This window comes from Caulobacter sp. ErkDOM-E, assembly GCF_048541895.1.
Lineage (GTDB): Bacteria > Pseudomonadota > Alphaproteobacteria > Caulobacterales > Caulobacteraceae > Caulobacter.
Genome location: NZ_CP183331.1, coordinates 3,759,589 through 3,783,931 on the forward strand (window position 1 = coordinate 3,759,589; position 24,343 = coordinate 3,783,931).

Sequence of the window (24,343 nt, forward strand, 5' to 3'; positions counted from 1 at the left end):
AACCATGTCATCCCGGAAGCCTCGCAGAGGCTATCCGGGACCTAGGGGCCGGCGCACTGCGGTCACCCCTGGGTCCCGGCTCTCCGCTGCGCTACGGCCGGGATGACAAGGTTTTTTAGAGCTTCTGATGTCTCATCAACGGATGAGGGCGGCGTTATACCGCCACCACGCCCTCCGGCGGCGGATCGACGTACAGCGCCTCGACCAGGGCCGCGCGGCGCTCCAGCGTCGCGCGCTGGTTCACATAGCCCTTGTCGGTGATCTCGCCGGCGTCGATCGAGGGCGGTTCGGTCATCACGGTGAAGCGGGCGATGCGGCGCGACGAGCCACCGGCCCCGGCGTTGAACGCCGCCAGCCGCTCGCGCAGGAAGGCGGTCAGCTTCTCCATCGGCGTGCCGGGTCCCGGATCGGCGACCAGGGCCATCAGCCCCGAGGGCGAAGGCCAGAACAGCGCGCCGATGAAGCCCTTATCCTGACCGCAGATCACCGCGTCGGCGATATAGGGGCTGCACGCGGCCACCAGGTCGGGGCGCAGCACCCCGACACTGACCCAGGTGCCGCTGTCCAGCTTGAAGTCCTCGGTCACCCGGCCGTCGAACACCAGCCCCTTGGCCGGGTCTTCCGGATCGACGAACCGCGCCGCATCCCCAAGGCGATAGAAGCCCTCTTCGTCAAAGGCCGCCGAGGTTCTCTCGGGATCCTTGTGGTAGCCCGCCGCTACGGTCGGCCCCTTGACCCGCACCTCGAACTTGGAGCCGCTGGGGGCCAGTTTCAGCTGGATGCCCGGCAGGGGCAGGCCCACCAGACCGACCCGCTCGGTGATCCAGTGGGTGACGGTGATGCCTTGGGTCTCGGTCGCGCCATACATGGTGGTCAGCGGAATGCGCTGGCCGGTCTCGGCGACGGCCAGGGCCTGGATGCGGGTATAGACGTCGTTGGACAGGGTCGCGCCGCCATAGCCCATATAGCGCAGGTTCTTGAAGAACGAGGCGCGCAGCACCGGGTCGTTCTCCATCGCCTCGGCCAGCATGGAAAAGGCGATCGGGGCCGAGCCGAACACGATCGGCGAGACCTCGTAAAGGTTCTTGATCGTGGTCTCGAACATGCCGGGCAAGGGCTTGCCCTCGTCGATATGCAGGGTTCCGCCGGCCCACAGAACGGCGTTGAACCCGATATTGCCCGCCGAGATGTGGCTCCACGGCATCCATTCCAGGCTTTGCGGAACCTCGCCGGTCTCGGGCTCCTCCAGCTTCAGGCCGTCCTGGCCGGCGATCACCCCGGCCATCATGCCGTGGGTCTGGGGCACGGCCTTGGGCATGCCGGTCGAGCCGGAGGTGAACAGGTACTTGGCCACCGTCGCCGAGCCCAGGGTCTCGCGCGAGGCCTCGACCGCGAGGGTCGGGACCGTGGCGGCGATGTCGGCGAAGCTCACTGCGCCCTCGCCGGTTCCGTCTGCGGTGACCACCAGCACGGTCGGGTCGATGGCCTTCAGCGTCTCCAGCGCCTTGGCGAACAGCGCCCCGCTCTGGGCGAAGATCACCCGCGGGGCCACCTTGTCGAAACAGTGCTTCAGCTTGGCGTGGTCGCTCGAGATCAGGCTGTAGGCCGGGCTGATCGGCGCGGCCGGAACCCCGGCCGTGTAGGCGCCCAGGGTCATCAGGGCGTGCTCGATCGAATTGCCCGACAGGATCATCACGCTGTCGGCGCTGGTCAGGCCCTGGTCCAGCAGCCACTGGGCGATCCCCTCAACGGCGCGGAAGGCCTCGCCATAGGTCGTCATCCGCCAGGGGCCGTGACCGGGCTCGCGCTGCTTCAGATAGGGCCGCTCAGAGTGCTCGCCGGCCTTCTGCGCCAACAGGTGAGCGATGGAGCGCGGCCCCTCGCCGGGCGCGTGGTTGGAGGTGATGACCAGTGAGCCGTCAGGCCGATAGTCGACACTGACCTCGGGCCCCTTCATCGGCAGAGGCTTGAAAGCCACCGTGCTGACATCGCGCAAAGGCGACGCGCCATCCGAAGGCGTCATGGTCTCGCTCCCTGTAGGTTATCATTGTTCTCTTTGGGGCGAGACGTTAGCGCAATGCCGGCGAACGGCAAGATGGCTCATGGCCGACGCGGGGGCCGACGCGGGGCCGCCGTCACCCCTGACCGGCCACGGGGGCCCCTCACCGGTCGAAAACAAGGACAGACGACATCAGGTGACAAATATTTAAATACACAGGACCACAATTCCGACGCTAATACACGCAGCATCCACCCATCATTACAGATTGGTAAGGCGAAAACACCGCCTGTATTAGATCATGAAACACGTCGAACTCTATGCGCCGCGCACGACGCGCCATCGCCGCACCTGGACGGCGGCCGCGATCCCGCTGATCGTGCTGTTCTTCATCGCCGGCCAACTGCTGACCATCTTCGGCATTCTCAAGCCGATGGGCTTTCACCAGGCCGACCTGGCCACCCAGTGGCAGCCCCTGACCATCCAGCTTCTGGGCTTTGGCTTCACCGCCCTGCTGGTCCTGGCCTGGGCCTGGCTGTTCGAGCGTCGTTCTCCCGCCACCCTGGGCCTGAATGGCGACGCGCTGCTGCGCTATGGTCGCGGCCTGCTGGTCGGCGCCGGCTTCCTGTTTGCCTCGATCGGTCTGGCCTGGGCCCTGGGCGGCTACAAGATCGAAGGTTTCGGCGTCTGGACCGGCCCCTCCCCGGCCCTGTTCCTGCCGATCCTCTGCATCTTCGGCGGCTTCATGGTGCAGGGCGCGACCGAGGAGCTGATGCTGCGCGGCTGGCTGATGCAGCTGGTGGCCTCGCGCCATGGCCTGGTCGTCGCCATCCTCATCAATTCGCTGATCTTCGCCCTGCTGCACGCCGGCAATATCGAGCCGTCGCCGGAACTGGTCCTGGCCCTGGTCAATCTGGTGCTGTTTGCCGTGATGATCAGCCTCTATGCGATCAAGGAAGGCTCGCTGTGGGGCGTCTGCGCCTGGCACTCGATGTGGAACACCCTGCTGGGCGTCGGCTTTGGCCTGGACGTCAGCGGCGGCAAGATCGCCGTCCAGAGCCTGGTCGTCGACCTCGCCCCGGCCCAGGGCGCCCCCTGGTGGCTGACCGGCGGCGCCTTCGGCCCGGAAGCCAGCGTGGCGACCAGCGCCGTGCTGCTGGCCGGCGTGGTCTATTTCCTGGCCACCGGCGCGATGCGTCAGGGGCAGCGCTATTCGGCGCCGGGGCTGGGTTAGGCTGACCTTCCCTCTCCCCTTGCGGGAGAGGGTGGCCCAAAGGGCCGGGTGAGGGGTCGATCGCCCCGTCCGCCCGCGCCCAGCCGGTCCGCCGTCGCGGCGGCGCCGTTCTTCAACCCCTCACCCGAGCCGCTGTCGCGGCCCACCCTCTCCCGCAAGGGGAGAGGGATTTCGCCCGTCACCCCCGCCGCCAGACGTACGTCACGTCCGGCATCTTCTCCTCGTTGCGAGCCCCATCGGTCAGCTCTTCGATCCCGAAGCCGTGCCGCTCATAGAGCGCCCGCGCCCGCGTGTTTGACTGGAACGTATAGAGCCGCAGCTCATCCTGCTGGCCCTGCGCCAGCCGCACCAGGGCGCTGCCGATCCCGCGCCCATGGACGTCCGGATCGACATACAGATGGTCGATCCAGCCGGGCAGCAGGGCGACATGGCCTCGCAGGACCTCGCCCTCGAACGCGCCCCAGACCGGCCCGTCGACCATCACCTGGTCGCGGTAGAAGACCGCGTATTCCTCGGCCGTATGCAGCGCGGTGTCATAGCCCGGGATCAGCGCACCGCCACGGCGGTGCAGGTCTGCGGCGGCGAGACCTTCATCAGGGCGGAGACGGCGCAGGGTGATCATGCAGCGAGGCTAGTCCGGCGGCGGAGGCCGGGCAATTCGTGCTCGGCCCCAAAACCTCCCGTCATTCCCGCGCGCCCCTCAACCCGATCTCCCATAACCAAAACCTTGTCATCCCGGCCGGACGCCCTTCAGGGCGGGAGCGCCGGGACCCAGGGGCCGGCGCACTGCGGTTGCCCCTGGGTCCCGGCGCTCCGCTGCCTACGAGAGATGAAGGGCTTGGTGAGACGCGGGGACGTCTAAAAACTGAACGAAACCAGCACTAATCGATGCTACTTTTCACGTTATATTCAAGAGGAAACTCTATTTCCGCTCGAATTATCATTCCAAAAGGATTTGAATTCATCACATCCTCTATCACCCCGCCATTCTTCTCGACGTGATCCATCGCTTGCCTTTTCACAGATTCCTCGACGCTCTCATTGAGGTGGCGGATGAAGCCAGCGAACTTCGCGATCGGAGGCGCTAGTAATATTTCGTACTTAAAAGCGCTAAGGCGGAAGAGATCGATTGGAAAAGCAATTACTTCCCCACGCGGAATGCTAAGCGGCATCAACTCTGCAGCACCTGGCGCCCCCGCACTAATAATTATGGAAGCCCCGCGAGAAAGATGCGGCCCATTCGGACCTTCTATGAGATCTGATTGCTTCGAGTAGAAAAATGACAGGGCCCCGAATAAAGGACGCCGGTGACCTTTCGCGCCTGCGAGACCGGCAACTTTTTGATCTAGATGATCCATGTCATTTCGAAGCAGCGTGAAATCGCTCGTAGATTCTATGAAATCACGAGTTTTTGGACCGGCACCATTTTTTGCAATCGTATTTATTATGGTTCGAGCAGCGTGAACGCTGTCAACAATAGACCACGCCGCTGCGAACAATTCCGCTCGCTCGCAAGTTGTCGCAATACCGCGCTCCGCACACCTCAGCGCGCCCAGTCGAATTGCCTGAAAAGCCCAAGTCAAAGTATCTGAGATAAATACTAGCGCTTCAAACCGGATTTTCTCTTCACTTGAAAAACCCGCAGGCAATCGGCGCAGAAAGGCATCATCACCTAATATGGGTTGCCCATTATAGAGGAAAGATGCGTCGACATGTTCCTCGGCCATGCTTCCACGTTTATATAAACATATAAAAAAGTAAAAGGGGCGGAGCCTTTCGACCCCGCCCCTCCAAACTCAAACCTCAGCAGGTAACCCCTACTCCGCCGCCACCTTCGGCGCGTAGCCGAGGATCGCCTTGGTCTCGAGGAACTCGCCGAACGCGTGGTCGCCCCATTCGCGGCCGTTGCCGCTCATCTTGTAGCCGCCGAACGGGGCCATCAGGTCGGAGCCGGCGCCGTTGAGGATCACCTGGCCGGCCCGCAGGCGCGAGGCCACCTTGCGGACCTCACCCTCGTCGCCGCCCGAAATATAGGCCGCCAGGCCATATTCAGTATCGTTGCCGACCTTCACCGCCTCGTCGACCGTGTCGTAGCCGAGGATGGCGACGACCGGGCCGAAGATCTCTTCCTTGGCGATGGTCATCTCGTTGGTGACATTGGCGAAGACGGTGGGCTTGACGTAGTAGCCCTTGTCCAGGCCCTCGGGACGGCCGACGCCGCCGCTGACCAGGGTGGCGCCTTCGTCGATGCCCTTCTGGATCAGGCCCTGGATCTTGTTCCACTGCACGTCGGAGACGACAGGGCCCATCTTGGAATTGCCGTTGGGGTCGCCGACGGTGTGGGCCTCGGCGGCGGCGCGGGCGATGGCGATGACCTCGTCCATCTTCTTGCCCGGCACCAGCATGCGGGTCGGGGCGTTGCACGACTGGCCCGAGTTCATCATCACCGAGGCGACGCCGCCGGTGACGGCGCGCTGGAAGTCGGCGTCTTCGAGGATGATGTTGGGGCTCTTGCCGCCCAGTTCCTGGTGCACGCGCTTGACGGTCGGGGCGGCGTTCTTGGCCACCTCGATGCCGGCCCGGGTCGAGCCGGTGAACGACACCATGTCGACTTCAGGATGGCTGGACAGGGCCGCGCCCACCACCGGGCCGTCGCCATTGACCAGGTTGAACACGCCATGCGGCACGCCGGCGGCGTGCAGGATCTCGGTCCAGATATAGCCGCTGAACGGGGCGATTTCCGAAGGCTTGAGCACCATGGTGCAGCCCGTGGCCAGGGCCGGGGCGACCTTGCAGGCGATCTGGTTGACCGGCCAGTTCCACGGCGTGATGAACGCGCAGACGCCGATCGGCTCTTTCACGATGCGGGTCGTGCCGCGGTCTTCCTCGAACTTGTAGTTCTTCAGCACCGCGATGGCGGTCTGGACGTGGCCGATGCCCATGGCGGCCTGGGCGCGCTGGGCCAGCCAGGCGGGGGCGCCCATTTCCTCGGTGATGGCCTTGGCCATGTCTTCGAAGCGCTTCTGGTATTCTGCGACGATGCGTTCCAGCAGGTCGATGCGCTCTTCGCGGCTGGTCAGGCTGAAGGTCTCGAACGCCTTGCGGGCGGCCATGACCGCCTTGTCGACATCGGCGACGCCGCCCATCGAGATGCGGCCGCAGACCTCTTCATTGGCCGGATTGATCACGTCCAGCGTCTTGGGCGCGACCGGATCGACCCAGGCCCCGTCGATATAGAACTTGGTGTAGTCGCGCATGCTGTGCTCCTGCCCTTTGGGGGAATTGAGGTCCGCTCTGATTTAGGAAGCGGCGGGCCTTGTTCAAACAACCATTTTAATGATCGGCGTTCATGTGGGAAGCCCTCACCACATCACATCGCTGTCGACGCCGTCCAGAGCCTCGGCGATCCGCCGTCGCGTGCCGGGGCTGATATCGTCTGGCAGGGCGTCGGGGGCGAACCAGCCGACGGCGTGGATCTCGCCCTGGGCCGAGGATTGGCAGGGCTCCCAGGCGGTGATCCGATAGACCAGCACGTGGTCGCCGGGGTGGCGCGGCTCGTTGGAATGGGCCGACAGTAGCAGCGGCCGGCCCAGCACACGGATGCCGGCCTCTTCCTGCAATTCGCGGCAGAGCGCCAGCTGCGCCGTCTCGCCCCGCTCGACCCCGCCGCCGGGCAGGTACCAGCCAGGAATATAGGTGTGCTGGATCAGCAGCACCCGGCCTTCGCCATCGGTGACCAGCCCGCGCACCCCCAGCGTCAGCCCCCGGTTCCAGCGAAACCAGGCATAGACCAGGGGGCGGGTGAAGGGTTCGATGCGTCGGTGCCATAGCATGGCGGGGACGATAGCTGTCCTTGGTCTTGCGGTCAGGCCCCCGCCTCGCTAAAGCCGCAGGACCCTTGGTCTTCAATGGAGCCGCGTCATGATCGCGATCCTCGTTATCGGCGCCTTCATCGGCGTCTTCCTGGCCCTCAACTACTTCGAGTTCGGCCGTCTCGACTAAGCCAGCCATGAGCCCGGACCGCGCGGGGGGACGGGGCGCGGCCCTGGTCACCGGCGCGGGGCGTCGGATCGGCCAGGCCCTGGCGCTGGAAGCCGCGCGCGCCGGCTATGACGTGGCCGTGCATCATCGCGGCGACTCCAGCGAAGCCGCCGAAACGGTGGCCGCCGTCCAGGCCTTGGGCCGCCGGGCCATCGCCCTGTCGGCCGAGCTTTCGGACGAGACCCAGGTCGCGGGCCTGATCGCCCGCGCCGCTCCGCTGGGCCCCCTGACCCTGCTGGTCAACAGCGCCTCCAGCTTCCAGGACGACCGCGTCGGATCGCTGGACCGCGCCCTGTGGGACAGCCATCTCGAAACCAATCTGCGGGCCCCGATCGTGCTGGCGGAAGCCTTCGCCGCCGCCCTGCCGGGCGACGCCGAGGGCCTGATCGTCAATATCGTCGACCAGCGCGTCTGGCGGCCCAATCCGCAGTTCTTCAGCTACAGCCTGTCGAAAGCCGGCCTGTGGTGGGCGACCCAGACCCTGGCCCAGGCCCTGGCCCCGCGCATCCGGGTCAACGCCATCGGCCCTGGCCCGACCCTGCCCAACGTCCATCAGGCCCCCGGCGAGTTCGAGGCCGAAGCGGCCGGTACCCTGTTGCAGCGCCGCGCCACCCCCGACGACCTGACCGCCGCCCTGCGCTATCTGATTGACGCACGGGCGGTCACGGGCCAGATGATCGCCGTGGACGCCGGGCAGCATCTGGCCTGGCGCACGCCCGACATCGTCGCACCCTAAGAAAGGGCGCCGCTTGGCCGCCTCTCCCCTCGCCGAAAACACCGCCGATTCGGCTCCGGTCGCCCGCGTGATCGTGACCAAGGTCTTCGTGCGCGCGCTCAAGGTGGAAGCCTGGATCGGGGTCTATGACCACGAGCACGGCCGCCGCCAGCCGCTGGTCATCGATGTCGAGCTGGACGTCGCGGCCAGCCACTGCGAGCGCCTGGGCGACACCGTCAATTACGAGACCATCGGCGAGGCCGCCCGCGCCATCGCCGACGAGGGCCATATCGACCTGGTCGAGACCTTCGCCGAGCGCCTGGCCCAGGCCTGTTTCGCCGACAGCCGCGTGACCCGCGCCCGCGTGCGGGTCGAAAAGCCCCTGGCCCTGGCCCCACACGCCGCCGCCGCCGGCGTGGAAATCACCGCCGTCCGCGCATAATGGATCCGACCCACAGCGCCCGCCTCGCGCCGCTCCAGCCGGAAACGGTCTGGACGCTGAAGGACGGGACGCTGGTCGAGACGCGCGGCGTTCGGGTGCGCGGCTTTCCCCTCAGCGCCCTGACCCGCTTTCGCCTGGCCGCCGCGCCCAGGGGCGGACACCGCCGCGTGCTGCAGCTGAGCTTTGGCCGCGCCCGGATGGTCATCATCGCCCAGAGCTATGCTGGGCCCGGCCATGTCGAGGACCGGCTGGAAAGCTTCTCGACCTTCGTGCGCGCCCTGTCGCGCCAGGCCGCCGACGCCGCCCCCGCCGCCCGCTTCGACCTGGCCCGCATCGAAGCCCGCCCGGCCCTGACCTGGGTCGCCGGCTTGCTGGCCATCGGCGTCGTCGCCCTGCTGGTCTCGTCGCTCAGCGCCGGCATGGCCGGGGTCGGGATCGACATGGCCGCGCGGATGAGCTTCGTGCTGATCCTGCTGCTGGCCGCCCTGCCCTGGCTGTCGCGCGGCGATGGCTTTGATCCGCGCGACCCGCCGCGGGACCTGCTGCCCTAGAGCCGCGACGCCCAGGGTTACGGGACCTTCATTTGCATCGATCGCCGATAAGGACGATCCTTGGGACACCATCGTTTTCCAAGGTTCAGCTTCACAGTGACCGATCTCGACCCCGCCGTCCCACCGCCCCTGCAGGATGAGAAGACCCTGCCGATCATCGTCTACGCCCTCACCCTGGCGGGACTGATCACCGGGGGCGTCACCTCGGTGATCGCCGTGATCCTGGCCTATGTCAGCCGCAAGGGCGCGCCCGACTGGCTGCAGAGCCACTACACCTTCGCCATCCGCACCTTCTGGCTGTCGCTGCTGTTCGCCATCGTCGGCGGGGCGCTGACCGTGATCGGGATCGGGATCTTCCTGCTGGCCGCCCTGGGCGTGTGGATCGCCGTGCGCAGCATCATCGGCCTGTCGTTCCTGCTCAAGGGCCAGGCCTATCCCACCCCCAAGAACTGGATGCTCTGAGCCATGACCGACGTTTCAACGCCCGGCCTGCCGCCCACGGTCCGCGCCGAAGAGGACAAGGTCCTGCCGGCCGTCGTCTATGGTCTGTATCTGCTGGGCTTCGCCAGTTGCGCGGCCACCACCATCGTCGGCCTGATCGTGGCCTATGCCAACCGTTCGACGGCGGGACCGATCAACGAGAGCCACTACACCTTCGCCATCCGCACCTTCTGGATGACCATCGGCTGGTTCCTGATCGGCGCCATGATGACTCTGTTCGGCGGCGTGCTGTCGATCATTCTGATCGGCATACCCGTACTGTTGGCCGGCATCTTCATTCTGGGAACGGTCGGCGTGTGGTTCGCGGTCCGCTGCGGCGTCGGGATCTACTATCTGGCGCGCGGCGAAGCCTACCCCAGACCCCGGACATGGCTGATTTAGAGGCGCCTTTCGCGGCCGGCGCCCTGCGGAGCGTCGTCTTTCGGCACGCACTTCCCCTGCCAGTTGAGACGGCTCGACGGCAGGGCCCGGCTCGGCTGACCTGTGGCTCCTGGCGAATGGACGTCTTGGAGGGGGCGGCATGCTGGCTCGCATCGTAGGGATCATCTTGGGGACGATCCTGGCGACGTCGGGATACGTGGTCGCAGGCTGGGGGCAGCTGGGAAGCTGGGCCGCGCATCTCGATCTCGGACCGTTTGAGCCGCATCGACCATTAGCCGGTGCGGCGGCGGCGATACTCGGGGGAGTATTCGTCGTCGCCGCCCTGACGCCTCGCCCCAAGCCCAAGCGGCGAAAGACGGGTCCTGTCGCCCTGGACCTCGAAGGCGGCCTGGAAGCCGCGCCGGTCATCGCGCCGGCCCAGGACTTCGCGCCCATCGCCACGCCCGTACTCAACGTCTCGCCGGCGCCGGCTGCGGCGCGCCCTCCGGCCCCAGTGACTCGGCAGGCCCCTGCGCCGGCCAAGCCCGCCGCACCCGCAGGCGACACCTTCGCCCACCTGCGCGAGCGCATGATCGCCCAGACCCGGGCCGAATCCTGGTCCGAGGCGGCCCGACTGCTGATCGCCATGAAGGGCGCCGCCAGCGGCGACCGCGAACTGGCCACCGTCTATCGCGACCTGGGCGATTTCGCGCGCAGCCAGGGTCAGATGGACGACGCCGCCGAGGCCTATGACACCGCCGTCTCCCACGCCCGCGACGCCCTGCGCGCCGCGCCCGGCGACCTCAACGCCATGGAACTGCTGGCTGGAACCCTGGCGGGTGTTGGCGACGTGGCCGAGGCCGAGGGCCGCCTCGACGACGCCCTGTCGGCCTTCGAGGAATCCCTGGCCCTGCGCCGGTCCAGCGGCGGCCGCGAAGCCGGGGACCCGGGGGCCCAGCGCGCCCTGTCCGTATCGCTGGAGCGTCTGGCCGACCTGCGTGAAGATCGCGGCCACCGCATGCGGGCGCTGGATCTCTATCGCGAAAGCTATGACGTCGCTGCGCGGCTGGCGGCCGCCGACCCGGCGCGGTTCGGCTCGGACCTGGCCTTGACCCGCCAGCGGCTGGCCGAGCTTGAGGCCAAGGTCTCGACCTGACCTCGCGTTTTCCCGCCTGAGAAACCCGTAGCTCCGGGAAACGCGCGATAACTGGCGAGACGCCCTGGCTGCTGCCGGGAGAACGCCTGTGCGCCGCCGTGATGCTGAACTCGACGCCCAAGCCCCGGCGCGGGAGCTGAAGGCAAGCGTCGGTCAGTGAAACTCAAAAACCCGATCTCGAGGGGCTCTGGTGAACGCTGACCAGATATAGACATGGCGAGACGCGGAAAGATCAATCATTTCTCAAATACAATATCCATCAACTCTCTGATCTGAATGTTCGAAACATGAACTCCATGTAATGATTACAGAGATACAAAAACCTTTCACCCTTGTAACTTGAGATAAACGCACCAGACCGGCAGACCTCTCTGCGTAAGTTCGAGGGGGAAATCGATGACCAGAACCATTCTGCTGGCCACCACAGCGCTTGTCCTGACCGCCGGCTCGGCCTTCGCGGCCCAGACGGCCGAAACGCCGGCGCCGGCCAGCGCGGTCGCGGGCGACGCCAGCCAGCGCGGCGTTCTGGTCTTCCAGCCCGACTTCTTCGCCGCCCAGCGCCCCAACACCGCCCTGGACATGATCAACCGCGTACCGGGCTTTTCGGTCAATGACGGCTCGGGCGCGCGCGGTTTCGAGGGCGCGGTCGGCAACATCCTGATCAACGGCAATCGCCCGGCCTCCAAGAACGATACCGGCTCCAGCGTGATGTCGCGCACCCCCGCCAACCAGGTCGAGCGCATCGAACTGATCCGCGGCGGCGCGGCCGGCGTCGACATGCAGGGCTATTCGGTGATCGTGAACGTGATCCTCAAGACCACCGCCAGCCGCCAGTCGATCCTGACGATGAACGCCTTCCTGTTCGACGGCGGGCACGACGTCTTTGGCGGCTCCTACCAGTTTACCGCCCGCGAGGGCGAGCGCAGCTGGGGCGTGACCCTGTCGGACGGCATGGGCACCAGCGACTCCAACGGTCCGGGCCGCACGATCCGCCGCGACGGGACCGGCGCAGTGACCCGCGATGAATTCTATCAGAACGACGGCTGGGGCGGCGGCCGCTCGATCCGCGGCAATTTCAACGGCCCCGTGGCCGGCGGCAAGCTGGACGCCACCGCCCGCTACGGCGTCGGCGACTGGCAGCAGTGGACCGTGCAGCGTTCGCCCGTGGCCCAGCGCGAAAGCGACTACCAAAACGAAGACAAGGACGGCGAGCTGGGCCTGACCTGGACCCGCCCGATCGCGCCAGGCTGGACGCTGGAGACCCGTGCGATCCACGAGTTCGAGACCTTCGACGAGGTCTCGACCGGCAAGGAGACCCTGGGCGGCGTCGCCCGACCCGAGCAGAAGTTCAGCGCCGAGGGCGAATCGTCCGAGTCGATCTTCCGCGCCCTGGTGCGCAGCGAGCGTTCGGCGTCCCTGACCCTCGAGGTCGGCGGCGAGGTCGCCTACAACATGCTGGAAGTCGACCAGGCCTTCACCCAGGGCGGCGTGGCCGTGCCCCTGCCCTCGACCTCGGTCAAGGTCGAGGAAACCCGCGGCGAGGCCTTCTCCAAGGCCACCTGGCGGGTGAACCCCAAACTCAGCCTCGAAGGCGGCCTGCGGCTGGAAACCTCGACCATCAAGCAGTCGGGCGACGCCGACCAGGAAAAGAGCTTCTTCTTCGCCAAGCCGCGCCTGCTGGCCACCTGGACGCCCGCCGACAAGAACCAGGTCCGGTTCCGCTTCGAGCGCGAACTGGGCCAGCTGGACTTCGGCGACTTCGCCGCCTCGGCCGAGCTGGACGACGGGACCGTCTATGGCGGCAATGTCGATCTGGAACCGGAACAGCGCTGGATCGCCGAACTGACCTATGAGCGCCGGTTCTGGGGCGAGGGCATCGTCTCGATCGGCTATCGCCACGACGAGATCATCGGCGTGATCGACCGCCTGCCCCTGCCGGGCGGCCTGTCGGCGACCGGCAATATCGGCGACGGCACGCTGGACAAGCTGTCGGTCAACATCGTCGTGCCGGTCGACAGGCTGGGCATCCCGGGCGGTCGTTTCACCTTCAAGAACGACTGGAACGAGACCCACGTCACCGACCCCACCACGGGCAAGGACCGGCCGATCTCCAATGTTCGCCCCACCCAGGCTAATCTGGGCTTCCAGCAGGATCTGGTGCGCTACAAAACCCAGTGGGGGATCAACTGGCTGCCGCTGCTGGGCCAGGGCACCTATGATCCGGACCAGACCAGCGTCTGGCGCGGCGCCCAGTATTACGAGGCCTTCGTCGAATACAAGCCGACCCCGACCCTGGCGATCCGCGCCCAGCTGAACCTCTGGGACGACTACAGCCAGAAGCGCACCGTCTATGCCAACCGCACGACCCGCGCCGTGGCCTTCGTCGAGGACCGCGCCATCAACCCCAACACCTTCGTCTCGCTGCGCCTGCGCAAGACCTTCTGAAGTCGGGCCACACGCCAGGACCTCCGCGAGCCGTCCGGGAGCGATCCCGGGCGGCTTGGTCGTTCAGGGCCGCGCCGCTGAAACACCGCTCATCTCTTCGTCACGGCCGGTGATCGAGCACGCAGAACGGCCGCCGCGCCTGTTCTGGGTCGTGCTCGCCTTGCGGGCCTCGTCGATCTCGGCCACCGTGCGCCCTGGACCTCCCGACATTCCGACCGACAGACAAGTGGACTCAACGGCGATGATAGCCCCCCTGCAGCAAGGCGCGGCCGACCCCCGGCTTATCCTGCGCGAGGAAGAGCTGGACAGCGGCCTGGAGCTGATCCTGCTGGCCGAGGCGGCCCTGTGGGCGGCGGTCGACACGGCCCTGGAAGCCGAGGGCCTGGGCCTGGGCCGCTCGCACTGGCGGGCCGCCTTCCTGCTGCGTCGCCGGCCCGGCATCGGCGTGCAGGACCTGTCCAAACTGACCAGCCTGTCCAAGCAGGCCGCCAGCCGCACCCTGGCCGACCTGACCAAGGCGGGGCTGGTCGAGCGCGGCTCGGGCGATCTGGACGGCCGGCGCAAGCCCGCCGTGCTGACGCCGGAGGGCGTGGCCTTCGAGGCTCGCACCGCCGACCGGCTGCGCACCCTGCTGGCCAAGGCCTATCGCACCGGCGGGCTGGACGGGGTGGCGGGTACGCGCCGCATCCTGGCGGCTCTCGCCGGGCCGAGACAGGGCGTGGGTCCGACGCGTAGAGTGGTGGCATGACGCCCGAGGAACGCCGCGAACGCCATCTGCTGGTCGTCGATGACGACGACCGCATCCGCAAGCTGCTGAAGGAATTCCTGGTCCGGGCCGGCTTTCGGGTCAGCACCGCCGCCGACGCGGCCGGCGCCGACCGACTGTGCGGCTCGCTGGACTTTGACCTGATGGTGCTGGACGTGATGATGCCGGGCGAGGACGGCATGGCCTTCACCAAGCGCTTGCGGGCCATGGGCGGCGAGACCGGCAAGACCCCGATCCTGATGCTGACAGCCCGCGACCAGACCCAGGACCGCATCGAGGGCCTGAGCCACGGGGTCGATGACTATCTGGGCAAGCCGTTCGAGCCGCAGGAACTGCTGCTGCGCATCGAGGCCATCCTGCGCCGCACCAATGCCCGGCCCACCGGCCCGCGCGAGCTGTCCCTGGGCCGCTGCTCGTTCGAGCCCGAGCGCGGCGAACTGACCTGCGACGGCCAGCCGGTGCGCCTGACCGAGGCCGAAGTGGTCTTGATGCGCCGCCTGGCCCGCTCGGCCCACGAGCCGGTCGACCGCCTGGAACTGGCCCGCGACACCGCCGACGCCACCGGCCGGGCCATCGACGTTCAGGTCACCCGCCTGCGCCGCAAGATCGAGCCGGATCCGAAGAACCCGCGCTATCTGCAGACGGTGCGCGGCATTGGGTATCGGCTGGCGCCGGATTGATGCGCCTGCGCGCCAAGCTCTACATCCCCCGCCAGATCAAGCGCTGGCTGCCGACCTCGCTGTTTGGCCGCTCGCTGCTGATCATCGTCCTGCCGGTGGCGGTGATGCAGATCGCCGTGACCTGGGCCTTTTTCGACGCCCACTGGCAGACGGTGAACAGCCGCCTGTCCGAAGGCCTGGCCGGCGACGTCGCCTGGGCGGTGGCCAGCTATCAGGACGATCCCAGTCCCGAGGCCGTAACCAAGCTGGCCGACCGGGCCGAGGAATCCCTGGCCCTCTCCATCGCCTTCCAGAAGGGCAAGAAGCTGCCGACCAGCCGGCGCACCTCGCTGGTTCCGGCGCTCGACCGCTCGCTGCAGGACGCCCTGGCCGACCGGCTGAACGTGCCGTTCTGGTTCGATACCACCCGCTACACCGCCTATATCGACATCCGCGTGCAGGTGAGCGGCGGGGTGCTGCAGATCTACGCCCTGCGCGACCGGGCCTTCGCCACCCAGGGCCATATCTTCATCGTCTGGATGGTGGTGGCGACCCTGCTGCTGACGGCGGTGGCCATCCTGTTCATCCGCAACCAGGTGCGGGCCATTGAGCGCCTGGCCGACGCGGCCGACGCCTTCGGGCGCGGCGGCGATATCGACTTCAAGCCGCACGGCGCGCGCGAGGTGCGCCAGGCCGCCATGGCCTTCCTGGCCATGAAGGCCCGCATCCAGCGCCATATCGAACAGCGCACCGCCCTGCTGGCCAGCGTCAGCCACGACCTGCGCACGCCGCTGACCCGCCTGAAGCTGGAAATGGCCTTGGCCGAGCCGTGCGAGCGGATGGACGCCATGAAGGGCGATCTGGCCGAGATGGAGCACATGATCGACGAGTACCTGGCCTTCGCCCGCGGCGAGGGCGGGGAAGCGCCCCAGACCGTCGACCTGGCCGAGCTGATCGGCGGCGTGGTGGCGGCGGCGCTCCGGGCTGGCGCTGCCGTCGAGTCCAGCGTGCCGCCCGAACTGACCGTCGAGCTGCGTCCCAACGCCTTCAGGCGGGCGCTGGCCAACCTGATCGACAACGCCAAGGCCTATGGCGATCATGTGAAGGTCACGGCCGCCGCGCGGATCACCGGCGGCGTCGAGATCGTCGTCGAGGACGACGGCCCGGGCATCCCCGAGGATCGCTACGAGGAAGCCTTCAAGCCGTTCAACCGGCTGGATGAATCGCGCAACCAGAACGAAAAGGGCGTCGGCCTGGGCCTGGCCATCGCCCGCGACATGGCGCGCGGCCTGGGCGGCGACCTGGTGCTGGAGCGGTCAACGATGGGCGGGCTGCGGGCGGTGATGCGGTTGCCGTAGGGCGGCGATCAAAGCCCTCCCCCTGAAGGGGGAGGCGGCCGGAGGCCGGTGGGGGAAGACCGCAATGGGTCAGCCGTCACTTCCCCCTCCGTCGCCTATGGCGACACCTCCCCCATCAGGGGGAGGACTAGCTACTCGAACCCCGCCCCGATCTTCGAGAGCCGCTCGGCCATCTGCTTGAGGCGCTTGTCGAGCTCGGCCATCGTCCGGTTCAGCGCGCCCTCGTCGTCGCGCCAGACCTGGACCGTGCGCGCCCAGACCGCGGTCATCGCCGCCAGCCGAACCGGCGTGGCTTCCACGCCGCCGGCCTCGAGGATGGCCCGCGCCGTCTTGGGAAAGCGCAGGGCCGAGACCACCAGCCCCTCGGAAGCCGCTATGGCGATCAGCGCCGCGCGGTGCGGCTCCATGGCCTCCAGCCGGGCCATGGCGGCGTCGAACAGGCGGTCATGCGAGGTCGCCTCGTCGGCCGAGACCGTGCCCAGGGCGGCGCGGTCAAAGCGGGTCGACAGGTGGGCCAGCACCGCGCCCTTGCCCGAGGCCAGGGCGTACAGCTCGGCGAACGGGATCTCGGCCTTCAGGGCGATGTCGCGCAGGGCGATGAAATGCCAAGGCCTGTCAGTCGCCAGGGCCAGGGCGGCGGCGGCGGCGCGGTCGAGAATGTCTTCAGCGGCGGTCATGCCCACTCAGATGGCGGGCGCCGGGGACGATGGCAAGGCGATGCGCGTCCCCGGCGACTTCAAATCAGTCGATCTTGACGAACGGCGTCGAGGCTCCGGTGACCTTGGGCAGCACACCGTCCCACTTCTCGATCGCCTGCTGCTGCAGGACCTGGGGATTGGAGCGCAGGGCCTCGCCCTTGATCCGGATGGCCTCGGCCTCGCCCTTGGCCTTGGCGACGGCGGCGTTGGCCAGGGCGGTTTCCTTGGCTTCCAGCGCCTTGGCGGCCAGGGCTTCCTGCTCCAGCTGGGTCTTGCGCTGCATCTGGTCGATCACGGCGGTCGGGTAGCGGATGGATCCGATCCAGTCCATTTGCGACACCGTCACACCGTGCTTGGCCCACTTGCCGGCGACCCGGGCGAAGGCCTTCTGGATCACCATCTGGCGGCCGCCGCTATACAGGGTCTCGACCCCGACCTTCTCGGCCTCGGCCGCGACGGCCGAGCGGACGTCGTTGCGGATCGGACCGTCCAGCAGCTGGTCGAAGGTCAGGCGATAGGTCTGGTACAGGTTCGGGGCCGAGGCCGGATTGACCTGCATGGTCACCGAGACGTCGGCCGTCATCGGCAGACCGGTATTGTCGGAGAAGGTGATCTCCTCGTTCTCGTTGCCGCGCTCGTCCTTCTCGCGGGTGTAGCTGTAGGTGCGCTGGATCACCGGGTACTGGACGATGCGCTCGCCGATGCCCCGGAAGTACCAGCGGGCCGGCAGGGCGTCGTTGGAGACCCCCGCGCCAGAGCCCAGCGTCTTGATCTTGACCCCGACATTGCCGGGTTCCACGGTCGTGCTGTGTGAAAGCACCTGGCAGCCACCCATCAGCAGAACCAGCACACCGACGGTAATGACCAGCACGTTGCGCAAGGCGGTCGGAGTCATCGGCTTGCGGGGTAAGTTGGACACGGTGCTCATGGCTTGGAAATCTCTTGGCGGGTGTCGGGCGAAAGGCCCCTGGCGACATCACGAAACATCAGGCGGCCGAGCCAGGCCATGCCCAGAACACCCGCCGCAGCCGCCAGGACCGAGCCGATCATGCCAAGGTCAGAGGCCGATCCCCACAGGGGACCGATCACCACTCTGAGAAGCACCACGCCGGCGGCCGCGAACAGGATCAGATAGGCGACCGCCTTGGCGATGCTGAAGTACTGCCTGTCGGTCATTCGTCCTCCAGCAACACGCGCACGGGCCTATTGAACAGTCTATCGCGCCGCTCAGGCCAGGCGAGTGACTTTTTTGGTTAGGTCCGGGTCAGGCTGGCTGATCGCCCAGTTCCTTCGACCGCGCGATGGCCGCATCCAGCGCCCGGGGTAGCAGGTCACCAAACCCGCCTTCGCCCATCAGCACCGCCAGCGCCGCTGCCGTGGTGCCGCCGGGCGAGGTGACCTGTTTGCGCAGTTCGGAGGGCTCCTCGCCGCCGGCCTCCATCAGGGCCGCCGCGCCGATGATGGTGGCGCGGGCCAGCTGGGCGGACGCCGCCGGATCCAGGCCCGCCCCAGCGCCTGCGGCTTCGAGCGCCTCGACGAAGGCGTAGAGATAGGCCGGGGCCGAGCCCGAGACGGCGGTGGCGGCGTGCATCAGCGCTTCGTCGTCCAGATCCACCACCGTGGCGACCGGCGCGAACAGGGCGTGGGCGGCGGCGCGGGCCCTGGGATCGACGGCATGGATGCTGGCCGTGCCCCGACCGATGGCGACGGCGGTGGTCGGCATCACCCGGGCCACGGCGCGGCCGCCGAAGGCTTCGGCGATGTCGGCGGCGCTTACACCGGCGGCGATCGAGACAATGACGGCGTCGGGGGCAAGGTGGGGCACGACATCCTTGATCGCCTCGCGCCAGATCTGCGGCTTGACGGCCAGCAGTACGGTCCTGGCGGCGGCCAGAGCGTCAAGCGGCGGATTGACCAGAGCGCCTTCAAAGGCAGCGGCGTCGACATTGGGATCGCGAACGATCAGGTCAGCGGCGGAAAAGGCCCCAGCTTCGCGCCAGCCCTGAATCAGAGCGCCGCCCATGCGACCAGCGCCGAGGAGGAGGATGGGGGTCATGAGAACTCCTAGCTGTCATCCCGGACGGCCTGAAAGGCCGATCCGGGACCGCCGGAAGCTATAGCGCCTGTCGCGGTCCCGGCTCTTCAGCCCGCGATGCGGGCTTTCGGCCGGGATGACAAGCTGATTATGCCTGACCCACCGTCTCGAACATGCAGGCAGCCATGGCCTCGTCCGGGGTCTTGGCGCCCTGCAGCAGGAAGTCGAAGGCCGGATAGAAGCGGTCGGCGGCCTCGACGGCCGCGTCGATCATCGAGGCGGCCTGGGCCATGGTCGGGCGCTCGCCCGATGGCAGGGCCAGGGCGTGGCGGAACACCACCTCGCCATCGTCGGTCCAGACCTCGAAATGGCCCAGCCAGACGCGCTGATTGATCATGGCCAGCAGCTCATAGGCGCTGGCGCGCTTGGTCTTGGGCGCGCGCAGGTCCAGCGACAGGCACAGCTGCAGGCAATCGGCCTCGGGCCGCCAGGCGAACCACAGCTCATAGTCCTTCCAGTCGCCGGTCAGGGCGAAGGCCAGATCGCCGTCGTCGGTGCGATCAAAGGTCAGGTTTTCGGCCGACAGAACATGCTCGACCACTTCGAGGGGGTCGAGAGCCATCAGGACGTCGTCGTCTTCCGGTTGGGCGTCCATGGGAATCCTGCGCGTCCCGTGAGCGATGGCGGGCGTGAGACCCACCATGAATCGCTTACGTCGCGTTGAGTCTAATCTGGTTCGCGAGCGGCGGAACAGCCCCTTCACGTCGAGAGCGAAAGACCGTCCGCCTATTCGCCTGTTGCCGCCGACTTCTTGTCGGCCTTGGGGGCGGCGGGCTTCTTGGTCTTGAGGCTGGCGACCTCTTCGCGCAGGGCTGCAACCTCGGCCTTCAGCGCCTCGAAATCCTCGCGGCGGATCAGGTCGAATTCGGCCGCCAGACGATCAGCCTGGGCCCGCATGGCGGTCTTGGCTTCCTCGCCGGCAGTCTGGGCAATGCCCATGGCCGCCTGGGTGAGCTTGGCGAATTCGTCGAGGAAGGGGTTCTGGCTGTGCATCGAGGTTCCAGGTGCGGGCGGCTTTTCCATGATCCTTATATGGTAAGCGGGGGGTGAAAGCGAAGGCCGAACCGGCTATGCCTGCGACGATCTGTCCAGAACGGAGCCAGCGGCGTGATCTTTCCCGATATCGACCCGGTCGTGCACATCGGCCCGCTGGCCCTGCAATGGGGCCCGCTGGCCATCCGCTGGTACGCCCTGGCCTATGTGGCCGGCATCCTGCTGGGCTGGCGCTACATCATCCGGCTGGTGGGCAGCCCGTCCGTCTGGAACGGGCGGACGCCGACGGCGACGCCGCTGCAGATCGACGACCTGATCCTGTGGATCACCCTGGGCATCATCCTGGGCGGCCGGCTGGGCTATATCCTCTTCTACATGCTGATGAACGAGGGCCAGCGCGGCGGCCTGATGGACAACCCGCTGGCGGCCTTCAAGATCTGGGAGGGCGGCATGTCCTTCCATGGCGGCTTCCTGGGCGTCTGCGCGGCCATCGCCCTGTTCGCCCGCCAGCAGAAGATCGACGTCCTGAAGCTGGGCGACCTGATCGCGCCGGTCGCGCCGATCGGTCTGTTCTTTGGCCGGGTGGCCAACTACATCAATGGCGAGCTGTGGGGCCGTGTCACCGACCATCCGTTCGGGGTGATCTTCTGCAACCAGACGATCCAGAACGCCAATCGCGGCACATGCCCTGCCGGTCCCGACCCCCGCCATCCCAGCCAGCTGTATGAAGCCGCGCTCGAGGGCGTGGTTTTGTTCGCGATGCTCTGGGTGGCGACCCATCACCTGAAGTGGCTGCAGCGCCGCGGCGCGCTGATCGGGACCTTCCTGATCGGCTATGGCCTGTTCCGCGCCCTGCTGGAGAACGTGCGCAATCCCGATGAAGGCATGCCCGACTTCCCCTTAGGCCTGACCATGGGGATGATCCTGTCGATCCCGATGCTGCTGGTCGGGATCTGGCTGCTGTGGAAGGCCCTGCGCGAACCGGCCGACCAGACCCATGAGCCTGCTTGATCGCCTGAAGGCGCAGATCGCCCAGGACGGACCGATCGGCGTCGCCGAATATTTCACCCGCTGCCTGCACGATCCGCAGGATGGCTACTACGCCACGCGGCCAGACCTGGGGGCCGGCGGCGACTTCATCACCGCCCCGCTGGTCAGCCAAATGTTCGGCGAGCTGATCGGCCTGTGGGCGGTGGAAACCTGGATCCGCATGGGCCGCCCCTCGCCGTTCCGGCTGGTCGAGATGGGCCCCGGCGACGGGACCCTGACCAGCGACCTGTTGCGGGCGGCGAAGCTGGCGCCGGACTTTCTCGCCGCCGCCGACCTGTGGCTGGTCGAGGTGTCGCCGCCGCTGCGGGCGCTGCAGGCGCAGCGACTGGCCGGCGCCGCGCCGCAGTGGGCCGATCGGCTGGAGGCGGTGCCGGGCGGCGCGCCGATGATCCTGGTCGCCAATGAGGTGCTCGATTGCCTGCCCGCCCGACAGTTCGTCCGGACCGAGACCGGCTGGGCCGAGCGGGTGATCGGGCTGGATGAGGCGGGGGATCTGGCGTTTGGGTTGAAGGCCCTAAGTCCTCCCCCCAGAGGGGGAGGGAACCGCGCAGCGAAAACAGCTGTCATCCCGGACAAGCGAAGCGCAGATTCGGGACCGCCGGAAACACTGAGTTCGGGCGTCGGTCCCGGATCTTCGCGCTTCGCGCTCGTCCGGGATGACAACCGTTTTTCGGCGACAGGCGAAAGCCTCCCCCATCAGGGGGAGGACCTGCCACCCGGCGCCATCCTGGAATCCTCGCCCGCCCAGGAGGCCCTCGGCGCCGAGATCGGCCACCGGGTCGCCACCGAGGGCGGCGCGGCCCTGCTGATCGACTATGGCCGCGACGCAGCCGGTCCCGGCGACACGCTGCAGGCCCTGCAGGACCACCGCAAGGTCGACCCGCTGAAGAGCCCCGGCCAGGCCGACCTGACCGTCTGGGCCGACTTCCCCGCCGTGCTGGCGGCGGGCGTCGAGGCCGGCGCGAAGGCCGGGCCGATCCTGCAGCAGGCGGTCTTTCTGGCGATCCTGGGCATCGAGGCGCGGGCCCAGGCCCTGGCCGCCGCCCGCCCTGATCGCGCCGACCAGATCGCAAGACAGCTTGATCGTCTGACCGGTCAGGCGCAGATGGGCGCGTTGTTCAAGGCCGTGTGCCTTCATGCGCCCGGTTTCACGCCGCCTGGTTTCGAGGTCGCCGGACAGGATGCATAATGACATGCCGCACAGCCAACTGCCCACCATCCAGTCGCCGCTGCTGGCCGCCGTGCCCGGCGTCCGCCACGCCTTCTTCACCCGCCAGGGCGGGGTCTCGACCGGGATCTATGACAGCCTGAACGTCGGGCGGGGCAGCAAGGACGAGCCGGCCGACGTGATCGAGAACCGGGCCCGCACCGCCCGCTGGTTCGGGGTCGCGCCCGAAGATCTCAACACCTGCTACCAGATCCATTCGACCATCGCGATCGTCGCCGACGGGTCCTGGGGCGACGTCCGGCCCGAGGGTGACGCCGTCGTCACGCGGACGCCCGGCGTGATCTGCGGCGCGCTGTCGGCCGACTGCGCGCCGGTGCTGATCGTCGATCCCGTGGCGCGCATCGTCGCCGCCGCCCATGCCGGCTGGCGCGGCGCCCTGGACGGCGTCGTCCAGGGCGCTGTCGACAAGATGGTGGTGCTCGGCGGCGATCCGGCGCGGATGGTCGCGGCCGTCGGTCCCTGTATCGGGCCGGACTCCTATGAGGTGAGCGTCGACTTCCTGCACCGCTTCGAGGCGGATAGTCCGGGTTCGGGCCACTTCTTCCGGCCCGGCGTCAGCGACGACAAGCGGATGTTCGACCTGCCCGCCTTCGTGCTGGACCGCCTGCGCACCGCCGGGATCGAGCAGCGCGAATGGGTGGGCCACGACACCCGCGCCGAGGAAGCCCTGTTCTTCTCCAACCGCCGCGCCTTCCTCAACGGCGAGGGCGACTATGGGCGGCTGCTGTCGGCGATCGCGCTGGAGGGGTGAGGACGGATGGACATCCAACCGCCCCTCTCATTCCTCGTCATTCCCGCCCTTGTGGCGGGAACCCCTCGTTCAGCGGCCACCTGCAGCGAAACCGGCGTGCTGAGCACGCCGCCCCTCCCGCACCTGCGGAGGATAAGGGGTTCCCGCCAAAAGGGCGGGAATGACAGAGCTATGAGGGGTTGGGGTCATGCGCTGTTGAAGTCGTGCATGCCGACAGACCCCAAACCCAACCCGAAAGCCACAAAACGTCACCGATCCGTCATGCCGGCCGTTAAGGTCTTGCTCGCGGGCCGATCACTGCTAGAAGCCCCGCAACGCGCACCCCCTGCCCCGAGCGACCCCATGAAGCTGCTGTCCGGCAACTCGAACCGCCCGCTTTCCCAGGCCATCGCCGAGTATCTCGACATGCCGCTGACCCGCGCCCAGGTGCGCCGGTTCGCCGACCTCGAGGTGTTCGTCACCATCGACGAGAACGTGCGCGGCGAGGATGTGTTCGTCCTGCAGTCGACCAGCTATCCGGCCAATGACAACCTGATGGAGCTGCTGATCTGCATCGACGCCCTCAAGCGCGCGTCGGGCAAGCGGATCACCGCCGTCCTCCCCTATTTCGGCTATGCCCGCCAGGACCGCAAAACCGGCGGCCGCACGCCGATCTCGGCCAAGCTGGTCGCCAATCTGATCACCCGTTCGGGCGCCGACCGCGTGCTGACCATGGATCTGCACGCCGGCCAGATCCAGGGCTTCTTCGACATCCCGACCGACAACCTGCTGCCCTCGCGCCTGCTGGCCGACGACATCATCCGCAACTATTCGATCGGCGATGACCTGATGGTCGTCTCGCCCGACGTCGGCGGCGTGGTGCGCGCCCGGGCCCTGGCCAAGCGTCTGAACGACGCCGACCTGGCCATTGTCGACAAGCGCCGCTCGGGCCCCGGCCAGTCTGAGGTGATGAACATCATCGGCGACGTCTCGGGCCGCCGCTGCATCCTGTTCGACGACATCGCCGACTCGGCCGGCACCCTGTGCAACGCCGCCGCCGCCCTGGTCGCCCAGGGCGCGGTCTCGGTCAGCGCCTATGTCACCCACGGAGTGCTGTCGGGCGCAGCCGCCGAACGGGTCACCAATTCGGTGCTGACCGAACTGGTGGTCACCGACTCGATCGAGGCCTCCGACCCGGTCAAGGCCTGCCCGAAGATCCGCTATGTCTCCTGCGCCCCGCTGATCGGCGAAGCGATCCGCCGGATCGCCAACGAAGAGTCGGTCTCCAAGCTGTTCGACTGATCCCCGACTTCTCACCCTTT

Annotated in this window: 27 protein-coding genes and 2 pseudogenes; 15 read left to right on the forward strand and 14 right to left on the reverse strand. The window is 67.5% G+C overall.

The genetic code is table 11. The annotated features are described in order from the left end of the window. Nucleotides 1–33: 33 nt before the first annotated feature. Nucleotides 34–129: pseudogene (locus ACN2C7_RS18330) on the reverse strand (hypothetical protein); the annotation flags it as partial. 25 nt (nt 130–154) lie between these two features. Next, complete coding sequence (locus tag ACN2C7_RS18335; protein WP_419318912.1) at nt 155–2,023, reverse strand: AMP-binding protein; 1,869 nt, start codon at nt 2,021–2,023, stop codon at nt 155–157. Nucleotides 2,024–2,300: 277 nt separating this feature from the next. Here ACN2C7_RS18335 and ACN2C7_RS18340 point away from each other — a divergent pair, with 277 nt between their 5' ends. Continuing rightward, nucleotides 2,301–3,233: a CPBP family intramembrane glutamic endopeptidase gene (locus ACN2C7_RS18340; protein ID WP_419318913.1), complete on the forward strand. Its 933-nt coding sequence runs from the start codon at nt 2,301–2,303 to the stop codon at nt 3,231–3,233. Nucleotides 3,234–3,411: 178 nt separating this feature from the next. On the opposite strand, the gene ACN2C7_RS18345 is transcribed toward ACN2C7_RS18340, so the two are convergent. From ACN2C7_RS18345 to ACN2C7_RS18365, 5 genes and pseudogenes are all read right to left on the reverse strand, one after another. Continuing rightward, a complete protein-coding gene (locus ACN2C7_RS18345; protein WP_419318914.1) occupies nt 3,412–3,855 on the reverse strand; it encodes a GNAT family N-acetyltransferase in 444 nt (147 codons plus the stop codon). 108 nt (nt 3,856–3,963) lie between these two features. Then, nucleotides 3,964–4,053: pseudogene (locus ACN2C7_RS18350) on the reverse strand (hypothetical protein); the annotation flags it as partial. Between the two features lie 61 nt (nt 4,054–4,114). Next, on the reverse strand, nt 4,115–4,960 hold the full coding sequence (locus tag ACN2C7_RS18355) for a hypothetical protein (protein WP_419318915.1): 846 nt from the start codon (nt 4,958–4,960) through the stop codon (nt 4,115–4,117). Between the two features lie 90 nt (nt 4,961–5,050). Then, the gene (locus ACN2C7_RS18360) at nt 5,051–6,490 is read right to left on the reverse strand and encodes an aldehyde dehydrogenase family protein (RefSeq protein WP_419318916.1); all 1,440 of its coding nucleotides are present in this window, start codon (nt 6,488–6,490) and stop codon (nt 5,051–5,053) included. A gap of 105 nt (nt 6,491–6,595) precedes the next feature. Then, nucleotides 6,596–7,066 carry an NUDIX domain-containing protein gene (locus ACN2C7_RS18365; RefSeq protein ID WP_419318917.1) on the reverse strand — a complete coding sequence of 157 codons (471 nt, stop codon included), beginning with the start codon at nt 7,064–7,066 and terminating at the stop codon, nt 6,596–6,598. Between the two features lie 176 nt (nt 7,067–7,242). On the opposite strand from ACN2C7_RS18365, the gene ACN2C7_RS18370 reads away from it, so the two are divergent. The 7 genes from ACN2C7_RS18370 to ACN2C7_RS18400 all read left to right on the forward strand — a co-directional run bounded on the left by ACN2C7_RS18370 (nt 7,243) and on the right by ACN2C7_RS18400 (nt 13,444). Then, the gene (locus tag ACN2C7_RS18370) at nt 7,243–8,010 is read left to right on the forward strand and encodes an SDR family oxidoreductase (RefSeq protein ID WP_419318918.1); all 768 of its coding nucleotides are present in this window, start codon (nt 7,243–7,245) and stop codon (nt 8,008–8,010) included. A 13-nt stretch (nt 8,011–8,023) separates the two neighbouring features. Beyond that, entirely contained in the window at nt 8,024–8,431 is a 408-nt protein-coding gene (gene folB, locus ACN2C7_RS18375; RefSeq protein ID WP_419318919.1) for a dihydroneopterin aldolase, read from the forward strand. Next, nucleotides 8,431–8,982: a hypothetical protein gene (locus ACN2C7_RS18380; protein WP_419318920.1), complete on the forward strand. Its 552-nt coding sequence runs from the start codon at nt 8,431–8,433 to the stop codon at nt 8,980–8,982. The genes folB and ACN2C7_RS18380 overlap by 1 nt, the downstream gene beginning before the upstream one ends. A gap of 96 nt (nt 8,983–9,078) precedes the next feature. Then, complete coding sequence (locus tag ACN2C7_RS18385) at nt 9,079–9,444, forward strand: DUF4870 family protein (RefSeq protein WP_419318921.1); 366 nt, start codon at nt 9,079–9,081, stop codon at nt 9,442–9,444. A 3-nt stretch (nt 9,445–9,447) separates the two neighbouring features. Beyond that, nucleotides 9,448–9,864, forward strand: coding sequence for a DUF4870 family protein (locus ACN2C7_RS18390; protein ID WP_419318922.1), 417 nt, complete (start codon nt 9,448–9,450; stop codon nt 9,862–9,864). Between the two features lie 139 nt (nt 9,865–10,003). Next, complete coding sequence (locus ACN2C7_RS18395; protein WP_419318923.1) at nt 10,004–10,999, forward strand: tetratricopeptide repeat protein; 996 nt, start codon at nt 10,004–10,006, stop codon at nt 10,997–10,999. 396 nt (nt 11,000–11,395) lie between these two features. After that, on the forward strand, nt 11,396–13,444 hold the full coding sequence (locus ACN2C7_RS18400; protein WP_419318924.1) for a TonB-dependent receptor plug domain-containing protein: 2,049 nt from the start codon (nt 11,396–11,398) through the stop codon (nt 13,442–13,444). A 63-nt stretch (nt 13,445–13,507) separates the two neighbouring features. Here ACN2C7_RS18400 and ACN2C7_RS18405 read toward each other — a convergent pair whose 3' ends face one another. After that, on the reverse strand, nt 13,508–13,654 hold the full coding sequence (locus ACN2C7_RS18405) for a hypothetical protein (RefSeq protein ID WP_419318925.1): 147 nt from the start codon (nt 13,652–13,654) through the stop codon (nt 13,508–13,510). Between the two features lie 31 nt (nt 13,655–13,685). Between ACN2C7_RS18405 and ACN2C7_RS18410 the strand changes: the two genes are divergently transcribed. The 3 genes from ACN2C7_RS18410 to ACN2C7_RS18420 are packed head-to-tail and all read left to right on the forward strand — an operon-like array spanning nt 13,686 to nt 16,227. Further along, nucleotides 13,686–14,192 (forward strand): MarR family winged helix-turn-helix transcriptional regulator, encoded by a 507-nt coding sequence (locus tag ACN2C7_RS18410; protein ID WP_419318926.1) that lies wholly within the window; start codon nt 13,686–13,688, stop codon nt 14,190–14,192. Beyond that, nucleotides 14,189–14,890 carry a response regulator gene (locus tag ACN2C7_RS18415; protein WP_419318927.1) on the forward strand — a complete coding sequence of 234 codons (702 nt, stop codon included), beginning with the start codon at nt 14,189–14,191 and terminating at the stop codon, nt 14,888–14,890. Before ACN2C7_RS18410 ends, ACN2C7_RS18415 begins: the two co-directional genes overlap by 4 nt. Further along, on the forward strand, nt 14,890–16,227 hold the full coding sequence (locus ACN2C7_RS18420; protein WP_419318928.1) for an ATP-binding protein: 1,338 nt from the start codon (nt 14,890–14,892) through the stop codon (nt 16,225–16,227). The genes ACN2C7_RS18415 and ACN2C7_RS18420 overlap by 1 nt, the downstream gene beginning before the upstream one ends. A gap of 131 nt (nt 16,228–16,358) precedes the next feature. On the opposite strand, the gene ACN2C7_RS18425 is transcribed toward ACN2C7_RS18420, so the two are convergent. From ACN2C7_RS18425 to ACN2C7_RS18450, 6 genes are all read right to left on the reverse strand, one after another. Further along, the gene (locus tag ACN2C7_RS18425) at nt 16,359–16,904 is read right to left on the reverse strand and encodes a TetR family transcriptional regulator (protein WP_419318929.1); all 546 of its coding nucleotides are present in this window, start codon (nt 16,902–16,904) and stop codon (nt 16,359–16,361) included. A gap of 64 nt (nt 16,905–16,968) precedes the next feature. Beyond that, on the reverse strand, nt 16,969–17,820 hold the full coding sequence (locus ACN2C7_RS18430) for an SPFH domain-containing protein (protein WP_419321500.1): 852 nt from the start codon (nt 17,818–17,820) through the stop codon (nt 16,969–16,971). A gap of 29 nt (nt 17,821–17,849) precedes the next feature. Continuing rightward, a complete protein-coding gene (locus ACN2C7_RS18435; protein ID WP_419318930.1) occupies nt 17,850–18,101 on the reverse strand; it encodes a hypothetical protein in 252 nt (83 codons plus the stop codon). Between the two features lie 88 nt (nt 18,102–18,189). Beyond that, a complete protein-coding gene (proC, locus tag ACN2C7_RS18440) occupies nt 18,190–18,981 on the reverse strand; it encodes a pyrroline-5-carboxylate reductase (protein ID WP_419318931.1) in 792 nt (263 codons plus the stop codon). Between the two features lie 127 nt (nt 18,982–19,108). Continuing rightward, nucleotides 19,109–19,615, reverse strand: a complete 507-nt coding sequence (locus ACN2C7_RS18445; RefSeq protein WP_419254060.1) for a YbjN domain-containing protein — start codon at nt 19,613–19,615, stop codon at nt 19,109–19,111. Nucleotides 19,616–19,746: 131 nt separating this feature from the next. Continuing rightward, nucleotides 19,747–20,013, reverse strand: a complete 267-nt coding sequence (locus ACN2C7_RS18450) for an accessory factor UbiK family protein (RefSeq protein WP_419318932.1) — start codon at nt 20,011–20,013, stop codon at nt 19,747–19,749. Between the two features lie 114 nt (nt 20,014–20,127). Here ACN2C7_RS18450 and lgt point away from each other — a divergent pair, with 114 nt between their 5' ends. The 4 genes from lgt to ACN2C7_RS18470 all read left to right on the forward strand — a co-directional run bounded on the left by lgt (nt 20,128) and on the right by ACN2C7_RS18470 (nt 24,323). Continuing rightward, nucleotides 20,128–21,024 (forward strand): prolipoprotein diacylglyceryl transferase, encoded by an 897-nt coding sequence (lgt, locus tag ACN2C7_RS18455; protein ID WP_419318933.1) that lies wholly within the window; start codon nt 20,128–20,130, stop codon nt 21,022–21,024. Beyond that, entirely contained in the window at nt 21,011–22,252 is a 1,242-nt protein-coding gene (locus ACN2C7_RS18460) for a class I SAM-dependent methyltransferase (protein WP_419318934.1), read from the forward strand. The genes lgt and ACN2C7_RS18460 overlap by 14 nt, the downstream gene beginning before the upstream one ends. Before the next feature lie 4 nt (nt 22,253–22,256). After that, nucleotides 22,257–23,042 carry a peptidoglycan editing factor PgeF gene (gene pgeF, locus ACN2C7_RS18465; protein WP_419318935.1) on the forward strand — a complete coding sequence of 262 codons (786 nt, stop codon included), beginning with the start codon at nt 22,257–22,259 and terminating at the stop codon, nt 23,040–23,042. A gap of 342 nt (nt 23,043–23,384) precedes the next feature. Beyond that, a complete protein-coding gene (locus ACN2C7_RS18470) occupies nt 23,385–24,323 on the forward strand; it encodes a ribose-phosphate pyrophosphokinase (RefSeq protein ID WP_419318936.1) in 939 nt (312 codons plus the stop codon). Nucleotides 24,324–24,343 lie beyond the last annotated feature (20 nt).

Excerpts from the sequence above, each read along its gene's own strand:
- ACN2C7_RS18335 (WP_419318912.1), bottom strand. The coding sequence starts at position 2,023 with ATGACGCCTTCGGATGGCGCGTCGCCTTTGCGCGATGTCAGCACGGTG.
- ACN2C7_RS18340 (WP_419318913.1), top strand. The coding sequence starts at position 2,301 with ATGAAACACGTCGAACTCTATGCGCCGCGCACGACGCGCCATCGCCGC.
- ACN2C7_RS18345 (WP_419318914.1), bottom strand. The coding sequence starts at position 3,855 with ATGATCACCCTGCGCCGTCTCCGCCCTGATGAAGGTCTCGCCGCCGCA.
- ACN2C7_RS18355 (WP_419318915.1), bottom strand. The coding sequence starts at position 4,960 with ATGGCCGAGGAACATGTCGACGCATCTTTCCTCTATAATGGGCAACCC.
- ACN2C7_RS18360 (WP_419318916.1), bottom strand. The coding sequence starts at position 6,490 with ATGCGCGACTACACCAAGTTCTATATCGACGGGGCCTGGGTCGATCCG.
- ACN2C7_RS18365 (WP_419318917.1), bottom strand. The coding sequence starts at position 7,066 with ATGCTATGGCACCGACGCATCGAACCCTTCACCCGCCCCCTGGTCTAT.
- ACN2C7_RS18370 (WP_419318918.1), top strand. The coding sequence starts at position 7,243 with ATGAGCCCGGACCGCGCGGGGGGACGGGGCGCGGCCCTGGTCACCGGC.
- ACN2C7_RS18380 (WP_419318920.1), top strand. The coding sequence starts at position 8,431 with ATGGATCCGACCCACAGCGCCCGCCTCGCGCCGCTCCAGCCGGAAACG.
- ACN2C7_RS18390 (WP_419318922.1), top strand. The coding sequence starts at position 9,448 with ATGACCGACGTTTCAACGCCCGGCCTGCCGCCCACGGTCCGCGCCGAA.
- ACN2C7_RS18395 (WP_419318923.1), top strand. The coding sequence starts at position 10,004 with ATGCTGGCTCGCATCGTAGGGATCATCTTGGGGACGATCCTGGCGACG.
- ACN2C7_RS18400 (WP_419318924.1), top strand. The coding sequence starts at position 11,396 with ATGACCAGAACCATTCTGCTGGCCACCACAGCGCTTGTCCTGACCGCC.
- ACN2C7_RS18405 (WP_419318925.1), bottom strand. The coding sequence starts at position 13,654 with ATGTCGGGAGGTCCAGGGCGCACGGTGGCCGAGATCGACGAGGCCCGC.
- ACN2C7_RS18410 (WP_419318926.1), top strand. The coding sequence starts at position 13,686 with ATGATAGCCCCCCTGCAGCAAGGCGCGGCCGACCCCCGGCTTATCCTG.
- ACN2C7_RS18415 (WP_419318927.1), top strand. The coding sequence starts at position 14,189 with ATGACGCCCGAGGAACGCCGCGAACGCCATCTGCTGGTCGTCGATGAC.
- ACN2C7_RS18420 (WP_419318928.1), top strand. The coding sequence starts at position 14,890 with ATGCGCCTGCGCGCCAAGCTCTACATCCCCCGCCAGATCAAGCGCTGG.
- ACN2C7_RS18425 (WP_419318929.1), bottom strand. The coding sequence starts at position 16,904 with ATGACCGCCGCTGAAGACATTCTCGACCGCGCCGCCGCCGCCGCCCTG.
- ACN2C7_RS18430 (WP_419321500.1), bottom strand. The coding sequence starts at position 17,820 with ATGACTCCGACCGCCTTGCGCAACGTGCTGGTCATTACCGTCGGTGTG.
- ACN2C7_RS18435 (WP_419318930.1), bottom strand. The coding sequence starts at position 18,101 with ATGACCGACAGGCAGTACTTCAGCATCGCCAAGGCGGTCGCCTATCTG.
- proC (WP_419318931.1), bottom strand. The coding sequence starts at position 18,981 with ATGACCCCCATCCTCCTCCTCGGCGCTGGTCGCATGGGCGGCGCTCTG.
- ACN2C7_RS18445 (WP_419254060.1), bottom strand. The coding sequence starts at position 19,615 with ATGGACGCCCAACCGGAAGACGACGACGTCCTGATGGCTCTCGACCCC.
- ACN2C7_RS18450 (WP_419318932.1), bottom strand. The coding sequence starts at position 20,013 with ATGCACAGCCAGAACCCCTTCCTCGACGAATTCGCCAAGCTCACCCAG.
- ACN2C7_RS18460 (WP_419318934.1), top strand. The coding sequence starts at position 21,011 with ATGAGCCTGCTTGATCGCCTGAAGGCGCAGATCGCCCAGGACGGACCG.
- pgeF (WP_419318935.1), top strand. The coding sequence starts at position 22,257 with ATGCCGCACAGCCAACTGCCCACCATCCAGTCGCCGCTGCTGGCCGCC.
- ACN2C7_RS18470 (WP_419318936.1), top strand. The coding sequence starts at position 23,385 with ATGAAGCTGCTGTCCGGCAACTCGAACCGCCCGCTTTCCCAGGCCATC.